Annotated in this window: 19 protein-coding genes; 9 read left to right on the forward strand and 10 right to left on the reverse strand. The window is 72.3% G+C overall.

Annotated elements, in window-relative coordinates; all coding sequences use genetic code 11:
* Positions 1-340 precede the first annotated feature (340 nt).
* On the forward strand, positions 341-1,339 hold the full coding sequence (locus AB0K80_RS04015) for a sigma-70 family RNA polymerase sigma factor (protein ID WP_365665540.1): 999 nt from the start codon (positions 341-343) through the stop codon (positions 1,337-1,339).
* Positions 1,340-1,839: 500 nt separating this feature from the next.
* On the forward strand, positions 1,840-2,526 hold the full coding sequence (locus AB0K80_RS04020; RefSeq protein ID WP_365665542.1) for a TetR family transcriptional regulator: 687 nt from the start codon (positions 1,840-1,842) through the stop codon (positions 2,524-2,526).
* Between the two features lie 6 nt (positions 2,527-2,532).
* Here AB0K80_RS04020 and AB0K80_RS04025 read toward each other — a convergent pair whose 3' ends face one another.
* Positions 2,533-3,498, reverse strand: coding sequence for a YafY family protein (locus AB0K80_RS04025; protein WP_365665544.1), 966 nt, complete (start codon positions 3,496-3,498; stop codon positions 2,533-2,535).
* 61 nt (positions 3,499-3,559) lie between these two features.
* Here AB0K80_RS04025 and AB0K80_RS04030 point away from each other — a divergent pair, with 61 nt between their 5' ends.
* The 5 genes from AB0K80_RS04030 to AB0K80_RS04050 all read left to right on the forward strand — a co-directional run bounded on the left by AB0K80_RS04030 (position 3,560) and on the right by AB0K80_RS04050 (position 9,737).
* Positions 3,560-5,083 (forward strand): MFS transporter, encoded by a 1,524-nt coding sequence (locus tag AB0K80_RS04030; RefSeq protein ID WP_365665546.1) that lies wholly within the window; start codon positions 3,560-3,562, stop codon positions 5,081-5,083.
* Positions 5,084-5,288: 205 nt separating this feature from the next.
* On the forward strand, positions 5,289-6,050 hold the full coding sequence (locus tag AB0K80_RS04035; protein WP_365665548.1) for a DeoR/GlpR family DNA-binding transcription regulator: 762 nt from the start codon (positions 5,289-5,291) through the stop codon (positions 6,048-6,050).
* Entirely contained in the window at positions 6,047-6,994 is a 948-nt protein-coding gene (gene pfkB, locus AB0K80_RS04040) for a 1-phosphofructokinase (RefSeq protein WP_365665550.1), read from the forward strand. The genes AB0K80_RS04035 and pfkB overlap by 4 nt, the downstream gene beginning before the upstream one ends.
* A gap of 235 nt (positions 6,995-7,229) precedes the next feature.
* Complete coding sequence (locus AB0K80_RS04045; protein WP_365665552.1) at positions 7,230-9,368, forward strand: fructose-specific PTS transporter subunit EIIC; 2,139 nt, start codon at positions 7,230-7,232, stop codon at positions 9,366-9,368.
* A 117-nt stretch (positions 9,369-9,485) separates the two neighbouring features.
* Positions 9,486-9,737: a hypothetical protein gene (locus tag AB0K80_RS04050; RefSeq protein WP_365665553.1), complete on the forward strand. Its 252-nt coding sequence runs from the start codon at positions 9,486-9,488 to the stop codon at positions 9,735-9,737.
* A 33-nt stretch (positions 9,738-9,770) separates the two neighbouring features.
* Here the strand turns inward: AB0K80_RS04050 and AB0K80_RS04055 are convergent, their stop codons facing one another.
* The 3 genes from AB0K80_RS04055 to AB0K80_RS04065 all read right to left on the reverse strand — a co-directional run bounded on the left by AB0K80_RS04055 (position 9,771) and on the right by AB0K80_RS04065 (position 13,110).
* Positions 9,771-10,514, reverse strand: coding sequence for a DUF6227 family protein (locus tag AB0K80_RS04055; RefSeq protein WP_365665555.1), 744 nt, complete (start codon positions 10,512-10,514; stop codon positions 9,771-9,773).
* Between the two features lie 178 nt (positions 10,515-10,692).
* Positions 10,693-11,916 carry an Ig-like domain-containing protein gene (locus AB0K80_RS04060; protein WP_365665557.1) on the reverse strand — a complete coding sequence of 408 codons (1,224 nt, stop codon included), beginning with the start codon at positions 11,914-11,916 and terminating at the stop codon, positions 10,693-10,695.
* A 165-nt stretch (positions 11,917-12,081) separates the two neighbouring features.
* On the reverse strand, positions 12,082-13,110 hold the full coding sequence (locus AB0K80_RS04065) for a P1 family peptidase (RefSeq protein WP_365665559.1): 1,029 nt from the start codon (positions 13,108-13,110) through the stop codon (positions 12,082-12,084).
* Between the two features lie 137 nt (positions 13,111-13,247).
* On the opposite strand from AB0K80_RS04065, the gene AB0K80_RS04070 reads away from it, so the two are divergent.
* Positions 13,248-13,424, forward strand: coding sequence for a hypothetical protein (locus AB0K80_RS04070; protein WP_365665561.1), 177 nt, complete (start codon positions 13,248-13,250; stop codon positions 13,422-13,424).
* A gap of 43 nt (positions 13,425-13,467) precedes the next feature.
* On the opposite strand, the gene mscL is transcribed toward AB0K80_RS04070, so the two are convergent.
* From mscL to AB0K80_RS04100, 6 genes are all read right to left on the reverse strand, one after another.
* Positions 13,468-13,926, reverse strand: a complete 459-nt coding sequence (gene mscL / locus AB0K80_RS04075) for a large conductance mechanosensitive channel protein MscL (protein WP_365665563.1) — start codon at positions 13,924-13,926, stop codon at positions 13,468-13,470.
* A gap of 129 nt (positions 13,927-14,055) precedes the next feature.
* The gene (locus tag AB0K80_RS04080) at positions 14,056-14,571 is read right to left on the reverse strand and encodes a hypothetical protein (protein WP_365665565.1); all 516 of its coding nucleotides are present in this window, start codon (positions 14,569-14,571) and stop codon (positions 14,056-14,058) included.
* A gap of 260 nt (positions 14,572-14,831) precedes the next feature.
* Positions 14,832-15,674: an S-methyl-5'-thioadenosine phosphorylase gene (locus tag AB0K80_RS04085; protein WP_365665567.1), complete on the reverse strand. Its 843-nt coding sequence runs from the start codon at positions 15,672-15,674 to the stop codon at positions 14,832-14,834.
* Between the two features lie 77 nt (positions 15,675-15,751).
* Positions 15,752-16,084, reverse strand: coding sequence for an FmdB family zinc ribbon protein (locus AB0K80_RS04090; RefSeq protein WP_365665569.1), 333 nt, complete (start codon positions 16,082-16,084; stop codon positions 15,752-15,754).
* A gap of 67 nt (positions 16,085-16,151) precedes the next feature.
* Positions 16,152-17,483 (reverse strand): MFS transporter, encoded by a 1,332-nt coding sequence (locus AB0K80_RS04095; protein ID WP_365665570.1) that lies wholly within the window; start codon positions 17,481-17,483, stop codon positions 16,152-16,154.
* A 249-nt stretch (positions 17,484-17,732) separates the two neighbouring features.
* Positions 17,733-19,280 (reverse strand): potassium/proton antiporter, encoded by a 1,548-nt coding sequence (locus AB0K80_RS04100; protein WP_365665572.1) that lies wholly within the window; start codon positions 19,278-19,280, stop codon positions 17,733-17,735.
* 270 nt (positions 19,281-19,550) lie between these two features.
* Here AB0K80_RS04100 and AB0K80_RS04105 point away from each other — a divergent pair, with 270 nt between their 5' ends.
* Positions 19,551-22,403: a penicillin acylase family protein gene (locus AB0K80_RS04105; protein ID WP_365665574.1), complete on the forward strand. Its 2,853-nt coding sequence runs from the start codon at positions 19,551-19,553 to the stop codon at positions 22,401-22,403.
* The last annotated feature ends 145 nt before the right edge of the window (positions 22,404-22,548 follow it).

A 22,548-nucleotide genomic window follows, 5' to 3' on the forward strand; every position in this document is an offset into this window, starting at 1 on the left:
GCGGCCGAGGGCGGTGGTTCTCCCGCGGGGGATCGCAGTGCCGCATGTGAGGGCTGTCTCACTTGCGTGGGGACTCAGCGGCCGGTGGAGGTGCGGAGGCCGGCGTCGACCCCCGGTCCGACCTGGATTTTCCTACGCTCCGCCAGCATCACACCGCGCAGTGTGGCGGAACAGGGTACTGCAAGATCAGAAAAATTGAGGGGCGGGTTGGGAATTCTGTCCGGATTCCAGTCGTTGTTTCCCACGGATGCAGGGCACTCGACCAGAGTCCGGAAGGACCTGACAGAGCGCCGAGCGTCTGTAGGACCGCCCGCTGACCTCACCACGCAAGGGAGCACGCATGGCAACCCGTGCCGTCGCCCGTCGTCAGTCCGCCACCGGTGAGACGGTCGACGCGGCAAGCAGTGTTCGCGCCCATGGCGGCGAGATCGCCGACCGCGACCTGGTCGGCATGTACCTCGACGAGATCGCGCGTACACCGCTGCTCGACGCCGCCAAGGAGGTCGAGCTCTCGCAGGTCATCGAGGCGGGTGTGTTCGCGCAGCAGATCCTCGACGGGTACGAGGAGACCACGTCCGACGCCACCCGTGAGGAGCTCCAGGCCCTGGTCGCCGAGGGGGAGCGCGCCAAGGACGTCTTCATCCGCTCCAACCTCCGCCTGGTCGTCGCCGTCGCCCGCCGCTACCCGCGCAGCGGTCTGCCGCTCCTGGACCTGATCCAGGAGGGCAACGCCGGGCTGGTGCGCGCGGTCGAGAAGTTCGACTACCGCAAGGGCTTCAAGTTCTCCACGTACGCCACCTGGTGGATCCGCCAGGCCATCACCCGGTCGATAGCCGACCAGTCGCGCACCATCCGCCTGCCCGTCCACCTGGTGGAGGAGCTGGGCCGGATCCGGCGCGTGCAGCGCGAGTTCAACCGGGAGAACGGCCGCGACCCGGAGCCCGCGGAGATCGCCGCCGAGCTCGGCTCGACGCCGGAGCGCGTCAGCGACGTGCTCGACTGGGCCCGTGACCCCGTGTCGCTGAACATGTCGGTGGACGACGAGGGCGAGACCCAGTTCGGCGACCTGCTGGAGGACACCTCGGCGGTCTCCCCCGAGCAGTCGGTGCTGACCCTGCTGCGCAGCGAGGAACTGGACGACCTCATCGGCCGCCTGGACCAGCGCACGGCGTCCATCATCAAGATGCGGTACGGCATCGAGGACGGCCGCGAGCGCACGCTGACCGAGGTCGGCAAGGAGCACGGCCTGACCCGTGAGCGCATCCGCCAGATCGAGAAGCACGCGCTGCTGGAGCTGAAGAAGCTGGCCCGTCAGACCGGGTTCGACGCGGCGGCCTGAGCCGCCGGGTCCGGCCGGCGGCTGTCGGTGGCGGCTGTCGGCTGTCGGTGGCGGCTGTCGGCCACGGGTCGTCGGCCACGGGTCGTCGGTCACCGGCCCGGTGCGGGCCGGCGCCTGCCGAAAGCGCCCGTTTCGCCCCGGTGTGCCACCGTTCGCCACCCGCGTACGCCGGGTGATGTGGCACCGCGCACATTGGCCGTGGAACGCTGCTTCAAACGACAAAGCCTGGGAACAAGAATTCTGGGCCCAGGTGTTCGGGCCCGGGGCCTCACCCCCCTGGCCCCTGGGTCCCCTGAGCCACGTCCCGTCGCACTCCCCCCGGCGCCGGGACTCTCCCGAGCCGGGCTTCGGCGCCTCCCCCCCTGGCGCCGAAGCCCGGCCGTTTTCGTGCCGGGGTCCGGACCGTGGGACCGTGCGGTGGAGGGCGGGTCACCCCGGACCTGAACCCCGGGGTGGCCCGCCAGATGGCAGATTCTGCCACAGCGGCATAGCCTGCCGACGTGAGCAGCACCACCCCGACCCCGCCTCCGCCCCCCTCGCTCACCGAGCGGCGGAAGGCCGAGACCCGTATGGCCATCGCCCGTGCGGCGGCCGGACTCTTCGTGCGGCACGGTCTGCGGGCCACCCGCGCCGAGGACATCGCCCAGGCCGCCGGCGTCGCGCCGCGCACCTTCTACCGGTACTTCGCCACCAAAGAGGAGGCGGTCGCGCCCCTGTACGCGGTGGGCGCACAGCGCTGGGTCGAGGCGGTACGCGCCGCCCCGCCCGGCGTGACGGTCCCGCAGGCCCTGGAGGCCGCCGTCCGCCACACCCTGACCCCCGGCCTGGGCGTGTCCACGTCCTCCTGGGAGTGGGTGCGCACCCTGATCAGGCTGGCGCTGGAGAACCCGTCCCTGCGGAAGGTGTGGGCGGAGGTGTGCCAGGACACCGAGCGGATGCTGGCCGAGGTGCTGGCGGGCCGGGCTGCGGTGGGCCTCGCCGAGGAGCACGACAACGTTGCCGAGCCCGCGCGGCTGCACTTCGCCGCGGCCGTCGCCAGCGCGGCCGTCCGCGTGGCGGTCGAGGACTGGGCCCTGTCGGACGCCCCGGCTCAGGGGCCGCGGGGCCCGGTCGGCCTGGCCCTGCGGAACCTGTCGGCGGTACGGGACTTCCCCTGGCAGGGCTTCGGCGGACGCGCCGGGGACTGACCGGGGTCAGCCCTGTGCCGCCCTGCTCAACCGCGCACCCAACTGCCGTACGCACCGCACCAGTTCCTCCGGCTCCCGCACCGTGAAGTCGAAGCCGAGCATGGCCAGGCGGACGGCGAGCCACTCCAGGTGGTCGGCGACCGTGGCGCGCAGCCGGCAGGTGCCGGCGTCGAGGGGCTCGGGGGTGCCGAGCCAGCCGGGCAGGCGGGCGGCGACGGTGCCGGCGGGGGCGGCGAAGACGACCTCGAGGTCGTACGTCTCCTGCCGGCGCTGCATCGACTGCCGCAGGTACTCCGCGGCGCTGCCCGTCGGCAGCTCACGCGGCGCGAAGCGGGCGCCCGTCGCGAACGGGTCGCTCACCCGGTCCACGCGGAACGTGCGCCAGTCGGCGCGGTCGAGGTCGTAGGCGACGAGATACCAGCGGCGGCCCGTGGACACCAGCCGGTACGGCTCGACGACCCGCCGGGAGTCCGTGCCGTCCGCCGCGCGGTAGGCGAACCTCAGCCGCTCCCGCCCGGCCACCGTCGAGGCCATGACGGTCAGCGTCTCGGGCGCGATGGTCGGGCCGTCCCCACTGGTCAGGGGAGTCGTGGCGGCCTGCAGCGTGCTCACCCGGTGCCGCAGCCGCGACGGCAGCACCTGCTCCAGCTTCGCCAGGGCCCGCACCGACGCCTCGTCGACGCCCTCCACCGCGTGTCCCGCCCCGGCGCGCAGGCCGACGGCGATCGCCACCGCCTCCTCGTCGTCGAGGACGAGCGGCGGCATGGCCTTGCCGGCGACCAGCCGGTAGCCGCCGTCGGCGCCCATGGTCGCCTGCACGGGATAGCCGAGGTCGCGCAGCCGGTCGATGTCGCGCCGCACCGTGCGGCGCGAGACACCGAGTCGCTCGGCGAGTTCGCCACCGGGCCATTCCCGCGGGGTCTGCAGCAGGGACAGGAGCTGGAGGAGCCGGGCCGGAGTGTCCGTCGTCATGCATCGAGCATGCCCCACAACTAGGACATGATCTGACCTACTAGGGGCCTACCTTCGGGACATGACCTCCACCGCAAGCGTTGTGCAGACCGTCGGGACACCGGCCGCCGTGCCGGACCGGCGCCGTTGGTTCGCTCTCGCGATCGTGATGACCGCGGCGTTCATGGACCTCGTCGACGTCACGATCGTCAACATCGCGATCCCGTCGATCCAGCGGGAGGCGGGCGCCTCCTTCAGCCAGATCCAGTGGATCACCGCCGGGTACGCCCTGGCCTTCGCCGCCGGGCTCATCACCGGGGGGCGGCTCGGCGACATCCACGGCCGCAAGCGGGTGTTCCTCATCGGGATCGGCGGCTTCACCCTGGCCTCCGCGCTGTGCGGCTTCGCCGCCGGCCCCGAGATGCTGGTCGCCTCCCGCATCCTGCAGGGCGGCATGGCGGCGCTGATGGTGCCGCAGGTGCTGGCGATCGTGCACGCGACCTTCCCGGCGCACGAACGGGGCAAGGTGTTCGGGCTGTTCGGCGCCATCGTCGGGCTGGGCGCGGTCTCCGGGCCGCTGCTCGGCGCGCTGCTGACCGAGTGGAACCTGTTCGGGCTGGAGTGGCGGCCCATCTTCCTGATCAACCTGCCGGTCGGCGTCGCCGGCTTGATCCTCGGCAGCCGGTTCATCACCGAGTCCAGGGCGCCCCGCGCCCTCAAGCTGGACCTGGTGGGCGTCGCCCTGGTCACGCTGGGCCTGCTGATGCTGCTCTACCCGCTCACCCGGGGCCACGAGCTGCACTGGCCGCTGTGGGGGCACGCCTCGATGGCCGGTTCCCTCCTGGTCTTCGCCGCACTGGTGGCCCACGAGCGGCGCAAGGCCGCGCGGGACGGCTCCCCGCTGGTGGAGCTGTCGCTGTTCAAGGTGAAGAGCTTCGCGGCCGGCATCGCCGTCCAGACCGTCTTCGGTGTCGGGCTCGGCGTGTTCTTCCTGGTGTGGACGCTGTACATGCAGGTGGGCCTGGGCTGGAGCCCGCTGAAGGCCGGGCTGACCGGGGTGCCGTTCTCGATCGCGGTGTCGGTCGCGGCCGGGATGTCGGTGCAGAAGCTGGTGCCGCGCTTCGGGCGCAAGGTGCTCCAGGCGGGCGCGCTGGTGCTCGCGGCCGGGGTCCTGCTCTACATCGGGGAGTCCGAGCGGTACGGCCTCGGCATCGCCCCGTGGCAGATGGCCCTCCCGCTGGTCGTGATGGGCGTGGGCATGGGCCTGATCTTCGCGCCGCTGACCGACGCGATCCTCTCCGAGGTGCCGCGGGCGCACGCCGGGTCGGCGTCCGGCCTGATCAGCACGGTCCAGCAGATGGGCAACGCGCTGGGGCTCGGGCTGGTGTCGGTGGTGTTCTTCGGCGTCATGGGCGACCACCTGCGGCCGTCCGAGGTGGGCGTGGCCTTCGTGGACGCCTTCCAGTACGCCCTCGGCTGGGTGGCCGCGGTGATGGGCGTGATCTTCCTGCTGATGTTCGCCCTGCCCAAGCGGCCGGCGCAGCACCTGGAGGGCGCCGCCGAGGAGACGCCGGCCGAGGAGAGGGAGCCGGAGCTGGTCTCCTGAGGACCGGTCTTCAAGGGGACTGCCCTGCGGGAGGGGCCCGGCACCGCGTGTGCCGGGCCCCTCCCGCATCTGCCCACAGGGGAACCGGGCGTATTCGGAAGCCCGATCATGCCCGATTGGGCCCGAAGGTGTTTACTTTCCGGAAATCTCGGCGTAGCCTCCCGCTGAAACCACACGTTCGGGCACAGGTCGGAGGTGAACGGACATGTACGCACCGGAGCGTCAACAGGAGATCCTCCGGCTCGCCCGCGACAGCGGACGCGTGGACGTCGTGTCGCTGGCCGAGGAGTTCCAGGTCACCGCGGAGACCATCCGCCGCGACCTGAAGGCCCTCGACCGGGCCGGCCTGGTCCGCCGGGTGCACGGCGGCGCCATCCCGGTCGGGCGCCTGGACTTCGAGCCCGACCTCGCCGAGCGCGAGTCGACCGCGGCCGACGAGAAGGACCGCATCGCCAAGGCGGCCCTCGCCGAGCTCCCGGCCGAGGGCACGATGATCCTCGACGCCGGCACGACGGTGGCCCGGCTGGCCGCCGCCCTGCCGCTGGAGACGTCCCTCACGGTCGTCACCCACAGCCTGCCCATCGCCGCCCGCCTCGCGGACCACCCCGGCATCCAGCTCCACCTGGTCGGGGGGCGCGTACGGCACCGTACGCGCGCCGCCGTGGACGCCTGGGCGCTGCGGGCGTACGGCGAGATCCGCGCCGACGTGCTGTTCGTCGCGGCCAACGGCTTCTCCGCCGAGCACGGCCTGACCACCCCCGACCTCGCCGAGGCCGCCGTCAAACGCGCGGCCGTGGCCGCCGCCCGCCGCGTGGTGCTGCTCGCCGACTCCTCCAAGCACGGCCAGGAGCACTTCGCCCGCTTCGGCGACCTGGGCGACGTGGACCTGCTGATCACCGACACCGGGCTGAGCCCCGAAGACACCGTCGCCATCGAGCGCGGCGGTACGGAAGTAGTGCGCGCATGATCCTCACCGTCACCCCGAACCCGTCCCTGGACCGCACCTACGAGGTCCCCTCGCTCGACCGCGGCGAGGTCATCCGCGCCACCGGCGAGCGCATGGACCCGGGCGGCAAGGGCGTGAACGTCTCCCGGGCGGTGGCCGCCGCCGGGCAGCGCACGGTCGCCGTGCTGCCGCTGGGCGGCGCGCCGGGCGCGGTCGTCGCGGACCTGCTCGACGCGCAGGGCATCGAGGTCGCGCCGGTCCCGGTCGCCGGAGCCACCCGCTCCAACATCGCCCTCGCGGAGGCGGACGGGATCCTGACGAAGATCAACGCGCCCGGGCCGGAACTGTCGCCCGCCGAGCAGGAGTTGCTGCTGGAGACCGTACGGCAGCAGTCGCGTGACGCCGACTGGATCGCCTGCTGCGGCAGCCTGCCGCGCGGCCTTGCCCCGTCCTGGTACGCCGAACTGGTCGCCCGCGCGCACGCCGCCGGGGCCCGCATCGCCCTGGACACCTCCGGGCCCGCGCTCCTGCAGGCGCTGCGCGAGCGGCCCGAGGTGGTCAAGCCCAACGCCGAGGAACTCGCCGGGGCCGTCGGACGCCCCCTGACCAGCGTCGGCGACGCGGTGAAGGCGGCCGAGGAACTGCGCGCGATGGGTGCCCGGGCCGTGCTGGCGAGCCTCGGCGCCGACGGGCAGCTGCTCGTGGACGACGCGGGCGCCTGGTACGGCACCGCGCGCGTGGAGGTCGTCCGCAGCAACGTCGGGGCCGGTGACTCCTCCCTCGCCGGGTTCCTCATCGCCGGGGGGCGCGGCCCGGAGGCCCTGGCCTCGGCGGTGGCGCACGGCGCGGCGGCCGTCCAGCTGCCCGGCAGCGTGATGCCGACCCCCTCCGACCTGGACCTGGCGGCGGTGACGGTCACGGCCGAGGTGCCGGTGGACCGCGTACTGAAGGAGCCGGTGACATGACGTACCTCACGCTTCTCCCCGCACGTCACCTTCTTGCCGAAACGGTCCATAAGCGGCGAAGCTCACCGTTACTCGCCGCGGCCGGCGGGCGGCAGGGCTCCCCGAGCCGCCCCGCCGCCCGGGAGAAGCGGGCTCTGTCCGGCCCCGCCTTCCCCGTCCCGACCCCCCACCGCATCCCCGTCCCCCCTTCCGCCCACCCCACTGACCGGGCGATACGCGTGCTAAGGAGCCCGCGATGAGCGACATGATCACCGCGGACCTGGTCGATCTCGACCTGTCCGCCGACACCAAGGAAGCGGCGGCACGTGCCCTCGCCGAGCGCATGGTGGCCCTGGGCCGGGTGACCGACCTGGAGGGCTTCCTCGCCGACGTGGCCGCCCGCGAGGCCCAGATGCCGACCGGCCTGGAGGGCGGCATCGGCATCCCGCACTGCCGCAGCGCGCATGTCACCGAGCCGACCCTGGCCTTCGGGCGCAGCGCCCGGGGCATCGACTTCGGCGCGGCGGACGGCCCCGCCGACCTGGTGTTCCTGATCGCGGCGCCGGCCGGCGCCGACGACGCCCACCTGACGATCCTGTCCTCGCTGGCCCGCCAGCTGATGAACAGCGAGTTCACCGACGCGCTGCGCGCGGTGGACGACGCGGCCGCCGCGGCGGCGCTGATCCGCGGGGACGAGCCGGCCGAGTCCGCGGCGGCCGAGTCCAAGGGGGCGGGGGCCGGGGCGGCCGGAACCGGAGCGGCGGAGGCCGAGGTCTCCGAGAACCCCGCGGCCTCCGAGAGCTCGGCGGCCTCCACAGACACCGTGGCGTCGGCGGGAGCGGCCTCTCCCGCCGCCGCCACGGCCACCACCCCCGGCGGGGCTTCCGAAGAGCGCCCGTTCCGCATCGTCGCCGTCACCTCCTGCCCCACCGGCATCGCCCACACCTACATGGCGGCCGAGTCGCTGGAGAACGCCGGCCGCGAGGCGGGCGTCGAGCTCGTCGTCGAGACGCAGGGCTCGGCCGGCTTCACCCGGCTCGACCCCGCCGTCATCGAGGCGGCCGACGGCGTGATCTTCGCGCACGACGTCGCCGTACGGGAGAAGGACCGGTTCGCCGGGAAGCCCACCGTGGACACCGGCGTGAAGGCCGCCATCAACCGGCCCGCCGAACTCATCGCGGAAGTCCGGGAGAAGGCCGCGCGCGGCGAGGTCACCGCCGCCGCCCGGCCCGGCGGCGGCACCCCCGTGGAGCGCGCGGGCGAGCCCGGCGAGGGCTACGGCACCAAGCTGCGCAAGTGGCTGATGTCCGGCGTGAGCTACATGGTCCCGTTCGTCGCGGCGGGCGGTCTGCTCATCGCGCTCGGCTTCGCGATCGGCGGCTACCAGATCAACGGGGCCAAGCCGGTCACCGAGCACTTCGACTGGGGCCAGGTCGACAGCTGGGGCGCCCTGCTGTTCCAGATCGGCGCGGCGGCCTTCGGCTTCCTCGTCCCGGTCCTCGCCGGCTACATCGCCTACGGCATGGCCGACCGGCCCGGACTCGTGCCCGGCTTCGTCGGCGGCGCCATCTCGGTGACGATCGGCGCGGGCTTCCTCGGCGGTCTGGTCGCCGGTCTGATCGCCGGTGGGGTGGTCCTCGGCATCCAGCGGATCGACATCCCGCCGGTGCTGCGCGGCATCATGCCGGTGGTGGTGATCCCGCTGGTCTCCTCGGCGGTCGTCGGCTTCCTGATGTTCGTGGTCATCGGCAAGCCGATCTCCGAGGCGCAGAAGGGCCTGACCGACTGGCTGAACGGCCTGTCCGGCGCCAACGCCGTGCTGCTCGGCGTGCTGCTCGGCCTGATGATGTGCTTCGACCTGGGCGGCCCGGTCAACAAGGTCGCCTACACCTTCGCCACGGCCGGCATCTCCGTCGCTTCCCCGAGCGACTCGGCGATGAAGATCATGGCCGCCGTGATGGCCGCCGGCATGGTCCCGCCGCTGGGCATGGCCCTGGCCACCACCGTCCGCAAGAAGCTGTTCACCGCCGCCGAACGCGAGAACGGCAAGGCGGCCTGGGTGCTCGGCGCGTCCTTCATCTCCGAGGGCGCGATCCCGTTCGCCGCCGCCGACCCGCTGCGGGTCATCCCCGCCTCCATGGCGGGCGGCGCGGTCACCGGCGCCCTGACCATGGTCTTCGGCTCGACCCTGCGCGCCCCGCACGGCGGCATCTGGGTCACCTTCCTGATCGGCAAGCCGTTCCTGTACCTGCTGGCCATCGCGGCCGGTACGGCGGTCACGGCCGGCCTGGTCATCGTCCTGAAGGGCATGCGCAAGACCCAGCCGGGCGGTACGGCCACCGGCGACGGCCGGGGCACCTCGGCGGCGGAGGCCAAGCAGCCGGTGGCGGCGTGACCCGACGGTCGCACCGCGTGCACGGCACGGCCGGGCAGCCCGCCTGCTCTGCGAGATAGATCACGAACATGACGGTCCGGGACGAGAAGTCCCGGACCGTCGTGTGTACTGGGGCACATGTCTGAGCACGACTCGATCCTCCAGCTGACCGGCGCGGTCCTGCTGGCCCTGGCGGCCGGGGCCTGGACGGTCGGCCTGATCCGTGTCCTGCGCCGCGGCCGCGCCGAGGCCTCCTGGCCCGCCGCCGGGCACCTGCCCGGCCTCCCCCAGCAGCAGGACACCGGCCCCGACCTGGAGGCCGTCGACCTCACCCCGGCGGAACGCGCCGCCTTCGCCAGACTCGTACGCCGGCTCAGCGAGGGCCACTGAACCCACCCGGTGGGTACAGCAGATCCGGCGGGGTCAGGACACCTGCGCCGCCCGCCGCTCCATCGCCTGCCGCGCCGCGTCCTCGCTGACGTAGACCTCGCACATGTGCCGCCCGTCGGGCGTGGCCGTGTGCTCGACCTCCCAGAGGGAGACCTCCCTGCCGTCGCGCAGCAGGAACGCGTGCTCGTACAGCGAGAAGGACTGCCCGGCCCGTCCCGCCCGGCTCGGGCGGCCGAAGGCCTGGGTGATCTGGTGCGCGGACGCCGTGGCCAGCAGCTCGGCCGTGTCGGCGCCCGGCCGGTCCGCGTTCTCCGCCCGGCGCAGTAAACGGCGCGCGTGGTCCGCCGAGTCGTCGGGGATGTAGCGCCGGGGCGTGAGCACCGGCGACAGCTGCACCGTCACCGGCAGTTCGAAGTCCGGCGCGTCCGGCGGCAGGGGCAGCCGGGCCGTGGCGGCGCGCAGCTCCTCCTCGTCCACGTACACCTCGTGCTGCGGTTCGCTGCCCGGCGCCGTGTTGTGGACCAGCTCCCACAGGGTGAGCCAGGAGCCGTCGGCGAGCAGCCAGGTGTGCCGGTACGTCTCGCGGTGCAGCCCCGCGCTGTGGTGCGCGGAGTGCAGCGAACTGTCGTACGCCAGCGCGCAGTCCAGTCGCCCTATCGTCTCGTCGGGCAACTCGAAGGAGTTCAGGGCGCGGCCGAGGAGGCGCGCCAGGTGCTCCTCCGGAGACTCGGGCGAGTCAGGGGGTTCGTACGCTGCCGTCTCGTACGGAACGCTCAAGGTTTCTCCCGGCGTTGCTGCATGTCACCTTGTGGGTGCATACCGTAGCCCCTCGGTCGGACACTGTGTCCGGGAACCGAGAAAACGTGCGCAGGTAAAAACGCCAGGGCCGCGCGGAATGTTCCCACGCGGCCCGAACAGCCGTCAGAAACCGGTCACCAGGGACGGTCGGGCCAGGTCAGGTGGCGCTCCCGGCGACCCACTGGGACCACGCCAGGTTCCATCCGTTGAGCCCGTTGTCGGGGGCCACCGTCTTGTCCGGGGAGTTCTTGACGATCACCACGTCCCCGATCAGGGAGTTGTCGTAGAACCACTTGGCGGGCGTGTCGCCCCGCGCGCCCTCCACGTCCTGCAGCCCGACACAGCCGTGGCTGGTGCCCTCGCGGCCGAAGGGCGGATTGCCCTTGTTGTACCAGAAGTTGCCGTGGATGAACGTGCCGGACGTCGTCAGGCGCATCGCGTGCGGCACGTTCGGGATGTCGTACTCCCCGCCCAGCCCGACCGTCTGGCTGTTCATACGGGTCTGCACGAACTTCTCCGAGATCACCATCTGCCCGTTGTACGTCGTGTACTTCGCGCTGCCCGTCGACACCGGGATGGTCTTGATGGTCTTCCCGTCCCGCACCACCGTCATGGTCTGGGTCCTGGCGTCGACCGTGGAGACCTGGGAACGCCCGACGGTGAAGGTGACCGTCTTCTTCTGCACCCCGTAGACGTCGTTGGCGCCCTCGACACCGTCCAGGTCGATCTTCATCGTGACCTTGGAGCCGGCCTTCCAGTACTCCTCGGGCCGGAAGTCCAGCCGCTGCGCGCCGAACCAGTGCCCGACCACTTTCTGCCCGCTGCTGGAGGTGACCGTGATGTGCGACTGCACGGCCTTCTTGTCCGTGATCGCCTTGTCGAAGGTGAACGACACCGGCATCCCGACACCGACCGTCGTGCCGTTGTCCGGCGTGTACGTCCCGATGAAGCTGTGGGCCGAGGAGACGGTCGTGAAGATGGAGTTGGCGGCGGCCGTGCGGCCGTTCGCGTCCTTCGCGGTCGCCGATATCTCGTACTTCGTGCCGCGCTCCAGCTGCTCCTTCGGCTTCCAGACGGTGCCGTTCGCGGATATCTCCCCCGCCACGACCTGACCCGTGCCCGCCACCGTCATCTTCACCTCGGTCAGCTTGCCGTCGCTGACCTTCACACCGGTGGTGTTGATGGAGGCGCTGGTCGAGCCGTCCTTCGCCGAGATGGCGATCTTCGCCACGGAGGTCTTGGGCGAGGAGTCGCTGCCGCCCCCCTTGCCGTCGTTCCCGGCGTCGGCGCTGCCACCGCAGGCGGTGAGCGTGAGGGCGCCGACCACCAGGACGGCACAGGCCCCCAGTGTGCGCCGCGCTGCAATGTCCGGCGTTGTCACGGGCTGCTCCCAGTTCGAGTGATGTGTGTGATCCGCTCCAGTACGTCAAGGAAGAGGGGGCCGGTGACCGCACGGGTTCCGCGCCACCGTCATGAAGACCGTCACGTGACAGAACCGGGACAATCACCCGCCCGCGAACCCACCCCCAGCGCCGGTCGGCCCTCTTCAGCGGCTTCCGTACAACTCCCCGTACGACGGCCACATCCCGCCCGGCCCGTCCACCGGCCCGGCCGCGCGGACGGCCCGCACGATCGCGCGTGTCACCACGTCCGCGCCCGCCGCGAGGAGGTCGTTGAGGGCCAGGGGACTGGCCGCGTCGAGCGGCTGCCGTCCGGTCGCCAGGGCGAACACGGTGTCCCCGTCGCACAGGAGGTGCACCGGGCGGACGGCCCGCGCGATGCCGTCGTGCGCCGTGCCGGCCAGCTTCTGCGCCTGCGCCTTGGACAGCTCCGCGTCGGTGGCGACCACCGCGAGCGTGGTGTTGAGCGGGGGAGGGGCGTTGCGCGCGGCGACCTCGGCGAGCCGCCGGCGCGCCGCCTCGTGGACAGCCGCCTCCGGGTAGCGCACGCGCCCCTGGAACAACTCCCCGTACAGCACCCCCGTCTCCGGATCCACCGCCGACCCCGCCGCGTTGGCCACCACCAGCGCGGCCACCGTGATCCCCGAGTCCAGGACGGTGCTCGCGCTGCCGACCCCGCCCTTGACCGTCCCGACCACGGCTCCCGTCCCGGCGCCCACACACCCCTCGGGCACCGGCGCCCCGGGCTCACTGGCCGCGGCCGCCTCGACCGCGGCTCGTCCGGTGGCCGCGTCCGGCCGGGCCCGGAAGTCGCCACCACGCCCGAGGTCGAAGACGCAGGCGGCGGGCACCACGGGCACGACATGCGCGGGATCGGGCCCGACCCGCACCCCGCGCCCCCGCTCCTCCAGCCAGGCCATCACCCCGGACGCCGCGTCCAGCCCGTAGGCGCTGCCGCCGGTGAGCACGATCGCCTCGACCTTCTGCACGAGGTTGCGCGGGTCCAGGGCGTCGGTCTCCTTGGTGCCGGGCCCGCCGCCGCGTACGTCGACGGCGGCCACGGCACCGCCCTCCGGGGCGAGCACCACCGTCGTACCGGTCAGCCAGCCCTCGCCGGTGCGGGTCGCGTGTCCCACCCGTACTCCGGCGACATCCGTCAGTGCGTCTGCTGTCATGGCGCCAGTCTTGTCCAGACCGCTGCCCGTCAGGTCCGCTTCGGCCCACGTCGGCGCAGGTCCACGTCGGCGGAGGTCCACGTCGGTGGAGGCCCGCCCGGAGACGGCCGCCCCGCGCAGGGCCGTACCCTGGACGCATGACCACCGCCCCCGACCCCGAGCCGCGTGAGCCGAAGCCCGCCCTGGTCTTCGACGACCCGCTGGACCAGCAGTCCTCGGACGACACCGACCGCGGGTGGGGCGAGCGCCCGGGCGGCGACAGCGCCGCAGACCTGAAGCGCTTCCTGGACGAGAAGCCGCCCCACCACCTCTGAGCCGGCCGGGCCGCCGCCCGCCGCAACCCCGCGGGTGCCGCCGCTACGGCCGGTCGTGCCCCGCACTCCGCTGGGCCACCAGCGCGTCCCGGATCTCCTTGAGCACCTCCAGCTCGGAGACCTCGACGACCTCCTTGGTGCCCTCCCGCGCCTTCCTGCGGGCCTCCTGCCGGGCCAGGTACTTCGACATGGGCAGGACCATCAGGAAGTAGACGACGGCCGCCGTGATCACGAAGTTGAGGGTGGCGCCGAGGACGGAGCCCCACTGGATCTGGATGCCCTGCTCGCCCTTGCACACGGAGCTCAGGCACGAGCTGTAGTGATCGAGGCTCTTGGTCCCGATCGCTCCGACGACAGGGTTGATGATCCCCTTCACCACCGAGTTCACGATGTTGGTGAAGGCGGCACCGATGACGACCGCCACCGCCAGATCGACGACGTTCCCGCGCATCAGGAAGGCCTTGAAGCCCTGCCACACGCTGGAATCCCTCTTCTCGCTCACCCCGAGGCCTCTTCTCGCACACACAGGCTGTGGAACAAAACGCTCCGCAACCTACGGCACCGCCGGGCCGCGTGGTCCAGCCGGGTCCCCGCAACGAGGAATCCGCCAGGACGGTGGGCACCACCGGGCTCACCACAGCGTCACCGCCAGCCGTCGCGTCGTACTCGCACCCGCGAGGCGCGCCGCGGTGGCACGCGGCACCGAGAGCACGACCAGCGCACCGCCGTCCACGGCACCCTCCAGGGGCTCCGGGATCATCCTCACCCGCGCGCCCCGGGCGACCACCCGGGCCTCGCCGCCCGTGGCCGTCTCCGCCGCGGCGATGACATCGACCCGGTCGCCGGGCCGCAGCAGCCGCACCGCGGCGGCGTCGGCGATCCGCACGGGCGCCGTCACCCTGTCCGCCGCACGGCGCGCGGGGCCGGGAGGGTGGCCGGCCACCGGTGACGCGGCACGGGCGGGCGGCGGCGCACTGTGCGGGTGCCCGCGGACCCGGTCGGTGTCCTGCGGCCCCGCCGCCACGAGCGCGGCGGCGGTGACGGTGAGCCCGGCCGCGACGGCCTGCCGGCGATGCTGGACGAACCACCCCCGCCCGCCCCGCACCCGGACCGGAGCGAAGTGCGGCACCTCGCGGGGCGGAGGCACATCGGGACCGGGCGGGCCAGGGACGGCACCGCGGGCCCAGGAGAGCGCGCCCGGGGAGGAAGGAGCGGATGGCGACGAGGGAGGAAACAGCGACATGGCGAGCACCACCTGGCGACGGGAGACCGGCTTGCGCGTCCCACGATGACCCCTCGCCGCGCCGCCCGCCGCGCCCTGTGGACGCACCGCCCGGTTGGGGAAAACTCCCTCACCCGAAGGGGCCGTTCCGCCGGGCGGCCACCCCTGCCCGCTTCCATGGCCCGCTACGGCAGCGCGAACCCCGGGTCCATCCCGCCCAGCGCCGTCGCGCACAGACAGTCCCGCTCCTCGGCCGACGGCAGCGCCGCCACTGCGTCGAACAGCACCCCCCGCAGCCGGTCCACGTTCGCCGCGAACACCCGCAGCACCTCCTCGTGGGAGACGCCCTCGCCGGTCTCGGCGCCGGCGTCGAGGTCGGTGACCAGCGTCAGCGAGGTGTAGCAGAGCTCGAGTTCACGGGCGAGCGCGGCTTCGGGATGCCCGGTCATGCCCACCACGGACCAGCCCTGCGCCTGGTGCCACAACGATTCGGCCCGCGTCGAGAAGCGCGGCCCCTCCACCACGACCAGCGTGCCGCCGTCCACCGGCTCCCAGTCCCGGCCGCGCGCCGCCTTCAGCGCGACGGCCCGCCCGGTGGGGCAGTAGGGGTCGGCCAGCGACACGTGCACCACGTGGGGCACCGTGCCGTCCGGCAGCGGCAGCCCGTCGAAGTAGGTGTTGGCCCGGGCCTTGGTCCGGTCGACCAGCTGGTCCGGCACCAGCAGCGTGCCGGGCCCGTACTCGGGGCGCAGCCCGCCCACCGCGCACGGCCCGAGGACCTGGCGCACCCCGACGGACCTGAGCGCCCACAGGTTGGCCCGGTAGTTGATGCGGTGCGGCGGCAGGTGGTGGCCGCGGCCGTGCCGGGGGAGGAAGGCGACCCGCCGGCCGGCGACCTCGCCGAGGAAGAGGGAGTCGCTGGGCGGCCCGTACGGGGTGTCCACCTCGACCTCGGTCACGTCGTCGAGGAAGGAGTAGAAGCCGGAGCCGCCGATCACGCCGATCTCGGCGTTCGCCTTGTTCGCCATGCCCGCACCCTAACCGCACCCGCCGACGACGAGGACCCTGCCGTCGGACGACGACAGGGCCCTGGAAGGCTGCGGCCTTACGCGGCGGTGCTGCCCGCGCTCGACGAGGACGAGCTGGACGACGAGCTCGACGAGGACGAGCTGGACGACGAGCTCGACGAAGACGAGCCGGAGTCCGAGGACGACGAGGAGCTGGACGACTTCGACGACGCCGGCGAGCTGCTCGAGGAGGAGCTGCGGCTGTCGTTGCGGTAGAAGCCCGAGCCCTTGAAGACGATGCCGACCGCCGAGAACACCTTCTTCAGGCGGCCCTTGCAGCTCGGGCACTCGGTGAGGGCGTCGTCGGTGAACTTCTGCACCGCCTCGAGGCCCTCGCCACACTCGGTGCACTGGTACTGGTAGGTCGGCACTGTCTTCCTCCTGGCACTCTCACTCAATGAGTGCTAACGACGGTCCATAGTGACCTATTCCTTGCGTTCAGTCCACTGCGGCGGGGGCGCGGTGACCCACGCCACGCGCGACGGTCCGGCCGCGCGGGCCGGTGGCCAGCCGCGAGCGCAGCGCCAGCAGGGTGACCAGGGCGAGCAGCGTGCCGCCCATCGGCACCAGGAACCCGGCGCCGTCCCGGAAGCGGTCCTCCAGCTGCCCGGCGACCGTGACGGCCGCCGCCTGGCCGAGGGCGACCGCGCCGGTCAGCCAGGTGAAGGCCTCCGTGCGCGCACCGGCCGGGACCAGGCTCTCGACGAGCGTGTAGCCGGTGATCAGGGCAGGGGCGATGCACATGCCCACCAGCAGCCCGAGCCCGGCCAGCAGCAGCACCGAGTGCGCCGTCCACAGGCCGGAGGCGGCCAGCGCCAGAGCGGTGTACGCGACGGCCAGGCGCCGCTGCGGGGCGGCCTTCCAGGCGATGGCGCCGCACACGAGGCCCGAGAGCATGTTGCCCGCGGCGAAGATCCCGTACAGGACGCCGTTGAGCCCGGGCTCGCCGATCGACTCGGTGAACGCGGCGAGCGAGACCTGCATGCCGCCGAAGACGGAGCCGATGCCCAGGAAGGTCACGATCAGCACCCGCACCCCGGGGACGCGCAGTGCGGAGGCGTGCCGTACGCGCGTGTGCCCGTCGGCGGACCCGGCAGGCGGCTGGGTGGCGCGCTGCGCGGCGAACAGCAGACCGCCGACCAGCGTCAGCGACGCCTCCGTGAGCAGGCCGGCGGCCGGATGCACGGCCGTGCACAGGGCGGTGGCCAGCAGCGGGCCGACCACGAAGGTCAGCTCGTCCGTGACGGACTCGAAGGCCGCCGCCGTGGTCATGAGGGGGGAGTCCTTGAGCGTCACGCCCCAGCGGGCGCGGACCATGGGCCCGATCTGCGGCACCGAGGCGCCCGTGGGCACGGCGGCGGCGAACAGCGCCCACAGGGGCGCGCCGCCCAGGGCCAGCGCCGTCAGGGTCGCCCCGGCCAGGGCGTGCACCAGTACGCCCGGGACCAGGACGGCACGCTGCCCGTAGCGGTCGGCGAGGCGGCCGCTGTAGGGCGCGAACAGCGCCATGGAGACGCCGGTGACGGCCGCGGCGGCGCCCGCCGCGCCGTAGGAGCCGGTGGTGTGCTGCACCAGCAGCACGATGGAGAGCGTGAGCATCGCGAACGGCTGGCGTGCCGCGAAGCCGGGAACCAGGAATGTCCAGGCGCCGCGGGTGCGCAGCAGCTGTCCGTATCCCGGGCGGGCGGGTGCCGCCGAGTTCTTCGACGCCGTCGTCAGGTGTTCCGACGCGGTCGGCGAGTTCTTCGACGAGGTGACCGTGGACGCCACGGCCCGTGCCTTTCTGCCGCCTGGTAGCGCGGCCCGTTCCCGTCACGGGCACGCCGAGAGCTGTCCTCTTGCGCGGACTGCGGTAGATACCGGGGCCCGCTGTGTCGAGGAGGGGCGTCCCGGCCGCCATACGGTCGCGCCAGCTCTGCGTCAGGCAGAGTTGGTTCGATCTGGGTGACGCCTGCATCTTACAGGGACCAGCCGCACCGCACCTGTGAAATCGGGCACCATGACCGCCCTCACCTGCGATTAGCGGCCCGGTGCGCCCGGTACGTCCGGCCCCCCGTCCACGCCGAGCCAGCCGGCGAGCTTGCCGCCCCGGCCGACCGCGCGCAGCCGCTGCTCCGCCGCGTCCCGGACGGGGTCCGTGGCCACCACGAGGAGTTCGTCGCCGCGCTGGAGGATGGTCGTCGGCAGCGGCACGAACGACTTCCCCGCGCGTACGACCAGGGTGACCGCGGCGCCGGGCGGCAGCCGCAGCTCGTTGACCTCGACGCCGTGCATCTTCGAACCCTCCGGGATGGCGACCGACAGCAGATGCCCGCGCAGCCGCTCCAGGGGCGCCGACTCGATGCCGAGGTCGGCGGCCTCCGGCCCCTTGCCCAGGTGCAGCCTGCGGGCCAGCCAGGGCAGCGTGGGCCCCTGGAGGAGGGTGTAGACGACGACCAGGACGAAGACGATGTTGAAGATCCGGCGGCTGGCCTCGACGCCCTCCACCATGGGGATGGTCGCCAGGATGATGGGCACGGCGCCGCGCAGCCCGGCCCAGGACATCAGGGCCTGCTCCTGCCAGGGCACGCGGAACGGCAGCAGGCACACCACGACGCTCAGCGGCCGGGCCACCACGGTCAGCACCAGGCCGATGACCAGCGCGGCCACGAAGTCCGTGCCCAGCTCGTGCGGGGTGACCAGCAGGCCCAGCAGGACGAACATGCCGATCTGGGCGATCCAGCCGAGCCCGTCGGCGAAGCCCCGGGTGGCCGGCCAGTGCGGCAGCTTGGCGTTGCCCATCACCATGGCGGCGAGGTAGACGGCGAGGAAGCCGCTGCCGTGGGCCATCGCGCCGGCCGCGTACGCCATGACGGCGATGGCCATGACGGCGATCGGGTACAGGCCGGAGGCGGGCAGCGCCACGTGCCTCAGCCCCCAGGAGCCCAGCCAGCCCACCGCGAGCCCGATGGCCGCGCCGATGGCCAGCTCCAGCAGGATCACGCCCAGCAGCACGTACCAGTGGTCCACCGGCCCGGCCGTGGACAGCGAGACCACCAGGATGACCACCGGGGCGTCGTTGAAGCCGGACTCGGCCTCCAGCGTGCCCGTCACGCGCGCGGGCAGGGGGATCCTGCGCAGCACCGAGAAGACGGCCGCCGCGTCGGTCGAGGACACCACCGCGCCGACGATGAGCGCCTGCCGCCACTCCAGCCCGACCAGGTAGTGCGCGCCCGCCGCCGTCACCCCGACGCTCACCGCTACCCCCGCCAGCGCCAGCGCGGAGGCGGTCGGCAGGGCCGGCTTGATCTCCTTCCACTTCGTGCCCAGACCGCCTTCGGCCAGGATCACGACCAGGGCGCCGTACCCGATGACCTGGGTCAGCTCGGCGTTGTCGAACTGGATGCCGCCGATGCCGTCCTGCCCCATGAGCACGCCGATGCCCAGGTAGACGAGCAGGCTGGGGAGCCCGCTGCGCGAGGAGATCCGGACCGCGGCGACGGCGACGAGCAGGACGAGCGAGCAGACGAGCAGGAGCTGGTTGAGGTGGTGAACAGTCAGCGGCCGATTCCTTCCCCGGCCCCCCACGCGCGCGTGCGGGGCTCACTTCCCGTACCTCGCGGATACCAGGTACATCGCACACGAAGCCGAGACGCTTCGCAGCAAACTACTTTGTTACCTTACCTAACTCTTGACGATTTCTTGACGATCGACCGGGCAAGATCGAACGCCCGTACGCGCTGGTTCCCGACTCCGCGTCAAGTGCTGTCAGGCCCTGCGCCTATCGTTGCTCCAGCGCTCAGTTAAAAGCACAGCACAGCCGAACCTGCCGCTCGCGTTAGGACAGCAAGGACAGCGATGCCCACCGACACCACCGCCTCCACGGGTCAGCAGCCCGGCAAGTCCGGCAGGAAGAAGGGGCGCAAAGCCCGTCTGATCGTGCTCGTCCTGGTGCTGGCCCTCGTCGGCGGCGTCGCCTACGGGGCGTACTGGTCCATCAGCACGGTGCGCGCCTCCTTCCCGCAGACCAAGGGCTCGATCACGCTGGAGGGCCTGTCGGGCCCCGTCGACGTCAAACGCGACGGCTACGGCATCCCGCAGATCTACGCCTCCACCGACGAGGACCTGTTCATGGCGCAGGGCTACGTCCAGGCGCAGGACCGGTTCTACGAGATGGACGTGCGCCGCCACATGACCGCCGGCCGCCTGTCGGAGATGTTCGGCAAGAGCCAGGTCAAGAACGACGAGTTCCTGCGCACCCTGGGCTGGGACCGGATCGCCAGGGAGGAGTACGACACCAAGCTGTCGGCCGCCACCAAGCGGTACCTCCAGGCGTACGCCAAGGGAGTCAACGCCTACCTGAAGGGCAGGGAAGGCAAGGACATCTCCCTGGAGTACGCGGCGCTCGGGTTCGTCAACGACTACAAGCCGCAGCCGTGGACCCCCGTCGACTCCGTCTCCTGGCTCAAGGCGATGGCCTGGGACCTGCGCGGCAACATGCAGGACGAGATCGACCGCGCCCTGATGACCAGCCGCCTCGGCCCCAAGCAGATCGCCGACCTGTACCCGGAGTACCCGTACAGCCGGAACAAGGCGATCGTCCAGCAGGGCCGGTACGACGAGCTCACGCAGACGTTCGACGGCGGCCAGAGCGGGTCGGCCGGCTCCTCGACGGGCACTGGTACCGGAACCGGCACGGGTACCGGCACCGGCACTGGTACGGGTACCGGCACAGGCACCGGCACCGGCACTGGTACGGGTACCGGCACAGGCACCGGCACCTCCTCCGGCACCTCCTCTGGCACCTCCGCCCTCCAGAGCCAGCTGGCGGGACTGCACAAGGTCCTGGACGACCTGCCCACGGCCGTCGGCGTCAACGGCAACGGCATCGGCTCCAACTCCTGGGTCGTCGGCGGCGCGCACACCATCACCGGCAAGCCCCTGCTGGCCAACGACCCGCACCTGTCGCCCTCGCTGCCGTCCGTCTGGTACCAGATGGGCCTGCACTGCCGCAGCGTCTCCGCCAAGTGCCAGTACGACGTCACCGGTTACACCTTCGCGGGCATGCCCGGCGTGATCATCGGCCACAACCAGCACATCGCCTGGGGCATGACCAACTCCGGCGTCGACGTCACCGACCTGTACCTGGAGAAGATCACCGGCGACGGGTACCTGTACGACGGCAAGGTGCTGCCCTTCACCACGCGTGAGGAGACCATCAAGGTCGCCGGCGGCGAGTCCAGGAAGATCGTCGTGCGGCAGACCAAGGACGGCATGCCCCTGCTGTCGGACCGCTCCAACGAGCTGGTGAACGTCGGCAAGAAGGCCGCCGTCGACACCGCCGCCCCCGACCGCGGCGACGGCTACGGCGTCGCCCTGCGCTGGACCGCGCTGGACCCGGGCACCACCATGGACGCCGTCTTCGCCATGAACAAGGCGAAGGACTGGAGCGACTTCCGCAAGGCGGCCGCCCTGTTCGACGTGCCGTCCCAGAACCTGATCTACGCCGACACCGAGGACAACATCGGCTACACGCTGCCCGGCAAGATCCCCACGCGCGCCAAGGACGACGACGGCTCGATCCCCGCGCCGGGCTGGGACCCCGATTACCGCTGGACCGGCTACATCAAGCAGGACCAGCTGCCCTACGAGTACAACCCGAAGCAGGGCTACATCGTCACCGCGAACCAGGCGGTCATCGACCAGGACAAGTACCCCTACACCCTCACCACCGACTGGGGCTACGGCACCCGCAGCCAGCGCATCACCGACCTGATCGAGTCCAAGATCAAGGACGGCGGCAAGATCTCCACCGACGACATGCGCCAGATGCAGCTCGACAACAGCAGCGAGATCGCCAAGCTGCTCGTGCCCCGGCTGCTGAAGATCGACACCCGCGACAAGGACGTCCGCGAGGCGCAGAAGCTGCTGGAGGGCTGGGACTACACCCAGGACGCCGACTCGGCGGCCGCCGCCTACTTCAACGCGGTCTGGCGCAACATCCTCAAGCTCGCCTTCGGCAACAAGCTGCCCAAGGAGCTGCGGGTCAAGGGACAGTGCCTGTGGGTCGACCCGGTCAACACCACCGGGCCCGTCGACCGGACCGACAAGGTGCGCGAGTGCGGCCAGCGCGATCCCGACGAGGCGCAGCCGGACGGCGGCGACCGCTGGTTCGAGGTGGTGCGCAAGCTCATCGACGAGCCCGACAGCGACTGGTGGCACACCCCCGAGGTGGGCAACCGCGAGGGCGCCACGAACCGGGACCAGCTCTTCAGGCGCGCCATGATCGACGCCCGCTGGGAGCTGACCGCCAAGCTCGGCAAGGACATCGACACCTGGAGCTGGGGCCGGCTGCACCGCCTGTTCCTGAAGAACCAGACCCTGGGCACACAGGGCCCCGGCCTCGTGCAGTACGTCCTCAACCGCGGCCCGTGGCAGCTCAGCGGCGGCGAGGCCGCGGTCGACGCCACCGGCTGGAACGCGGCCGGCGGCTACGGGGTCGTGTGGGTGCCCTCGATGCGGATGGTGGTCAACCTCGGCGACCTCGACAAGTCGCGGTGGATCAACCTCACCGGCGCCTCGGGCCACGCCTACAGCGCCCACTACACCGACCAGACGGACAAGTGGGCCGACGGGGAGCTGCTGCCCTGGGCGTTCACCAAGCAGGCGGTCGACAAGAGCACGAGCGACTCGCTGGTGCTCCGGCCCTGACCGACTCGCCGACCGACTCGCCGGCCTGACCAAGGGGGCCGCCCCGCGCGCGGGGGGGCCCCCCGACGCGGCACCCCAAACCCCCGGCCCCCCACGGCGGCACCCCCCCGGGGGACCGCGCGGGGGGGGGGCGCGCCGGGGGGGC

The organism is Streptomyces sp. NPDC052682 (assembly GCF_040678435.1).
Classification (GTDB): Bacteria; Actinomycetota; Actinomycetes; order Streptomycetales; family Streptomycetaceae; genus Streptomyces.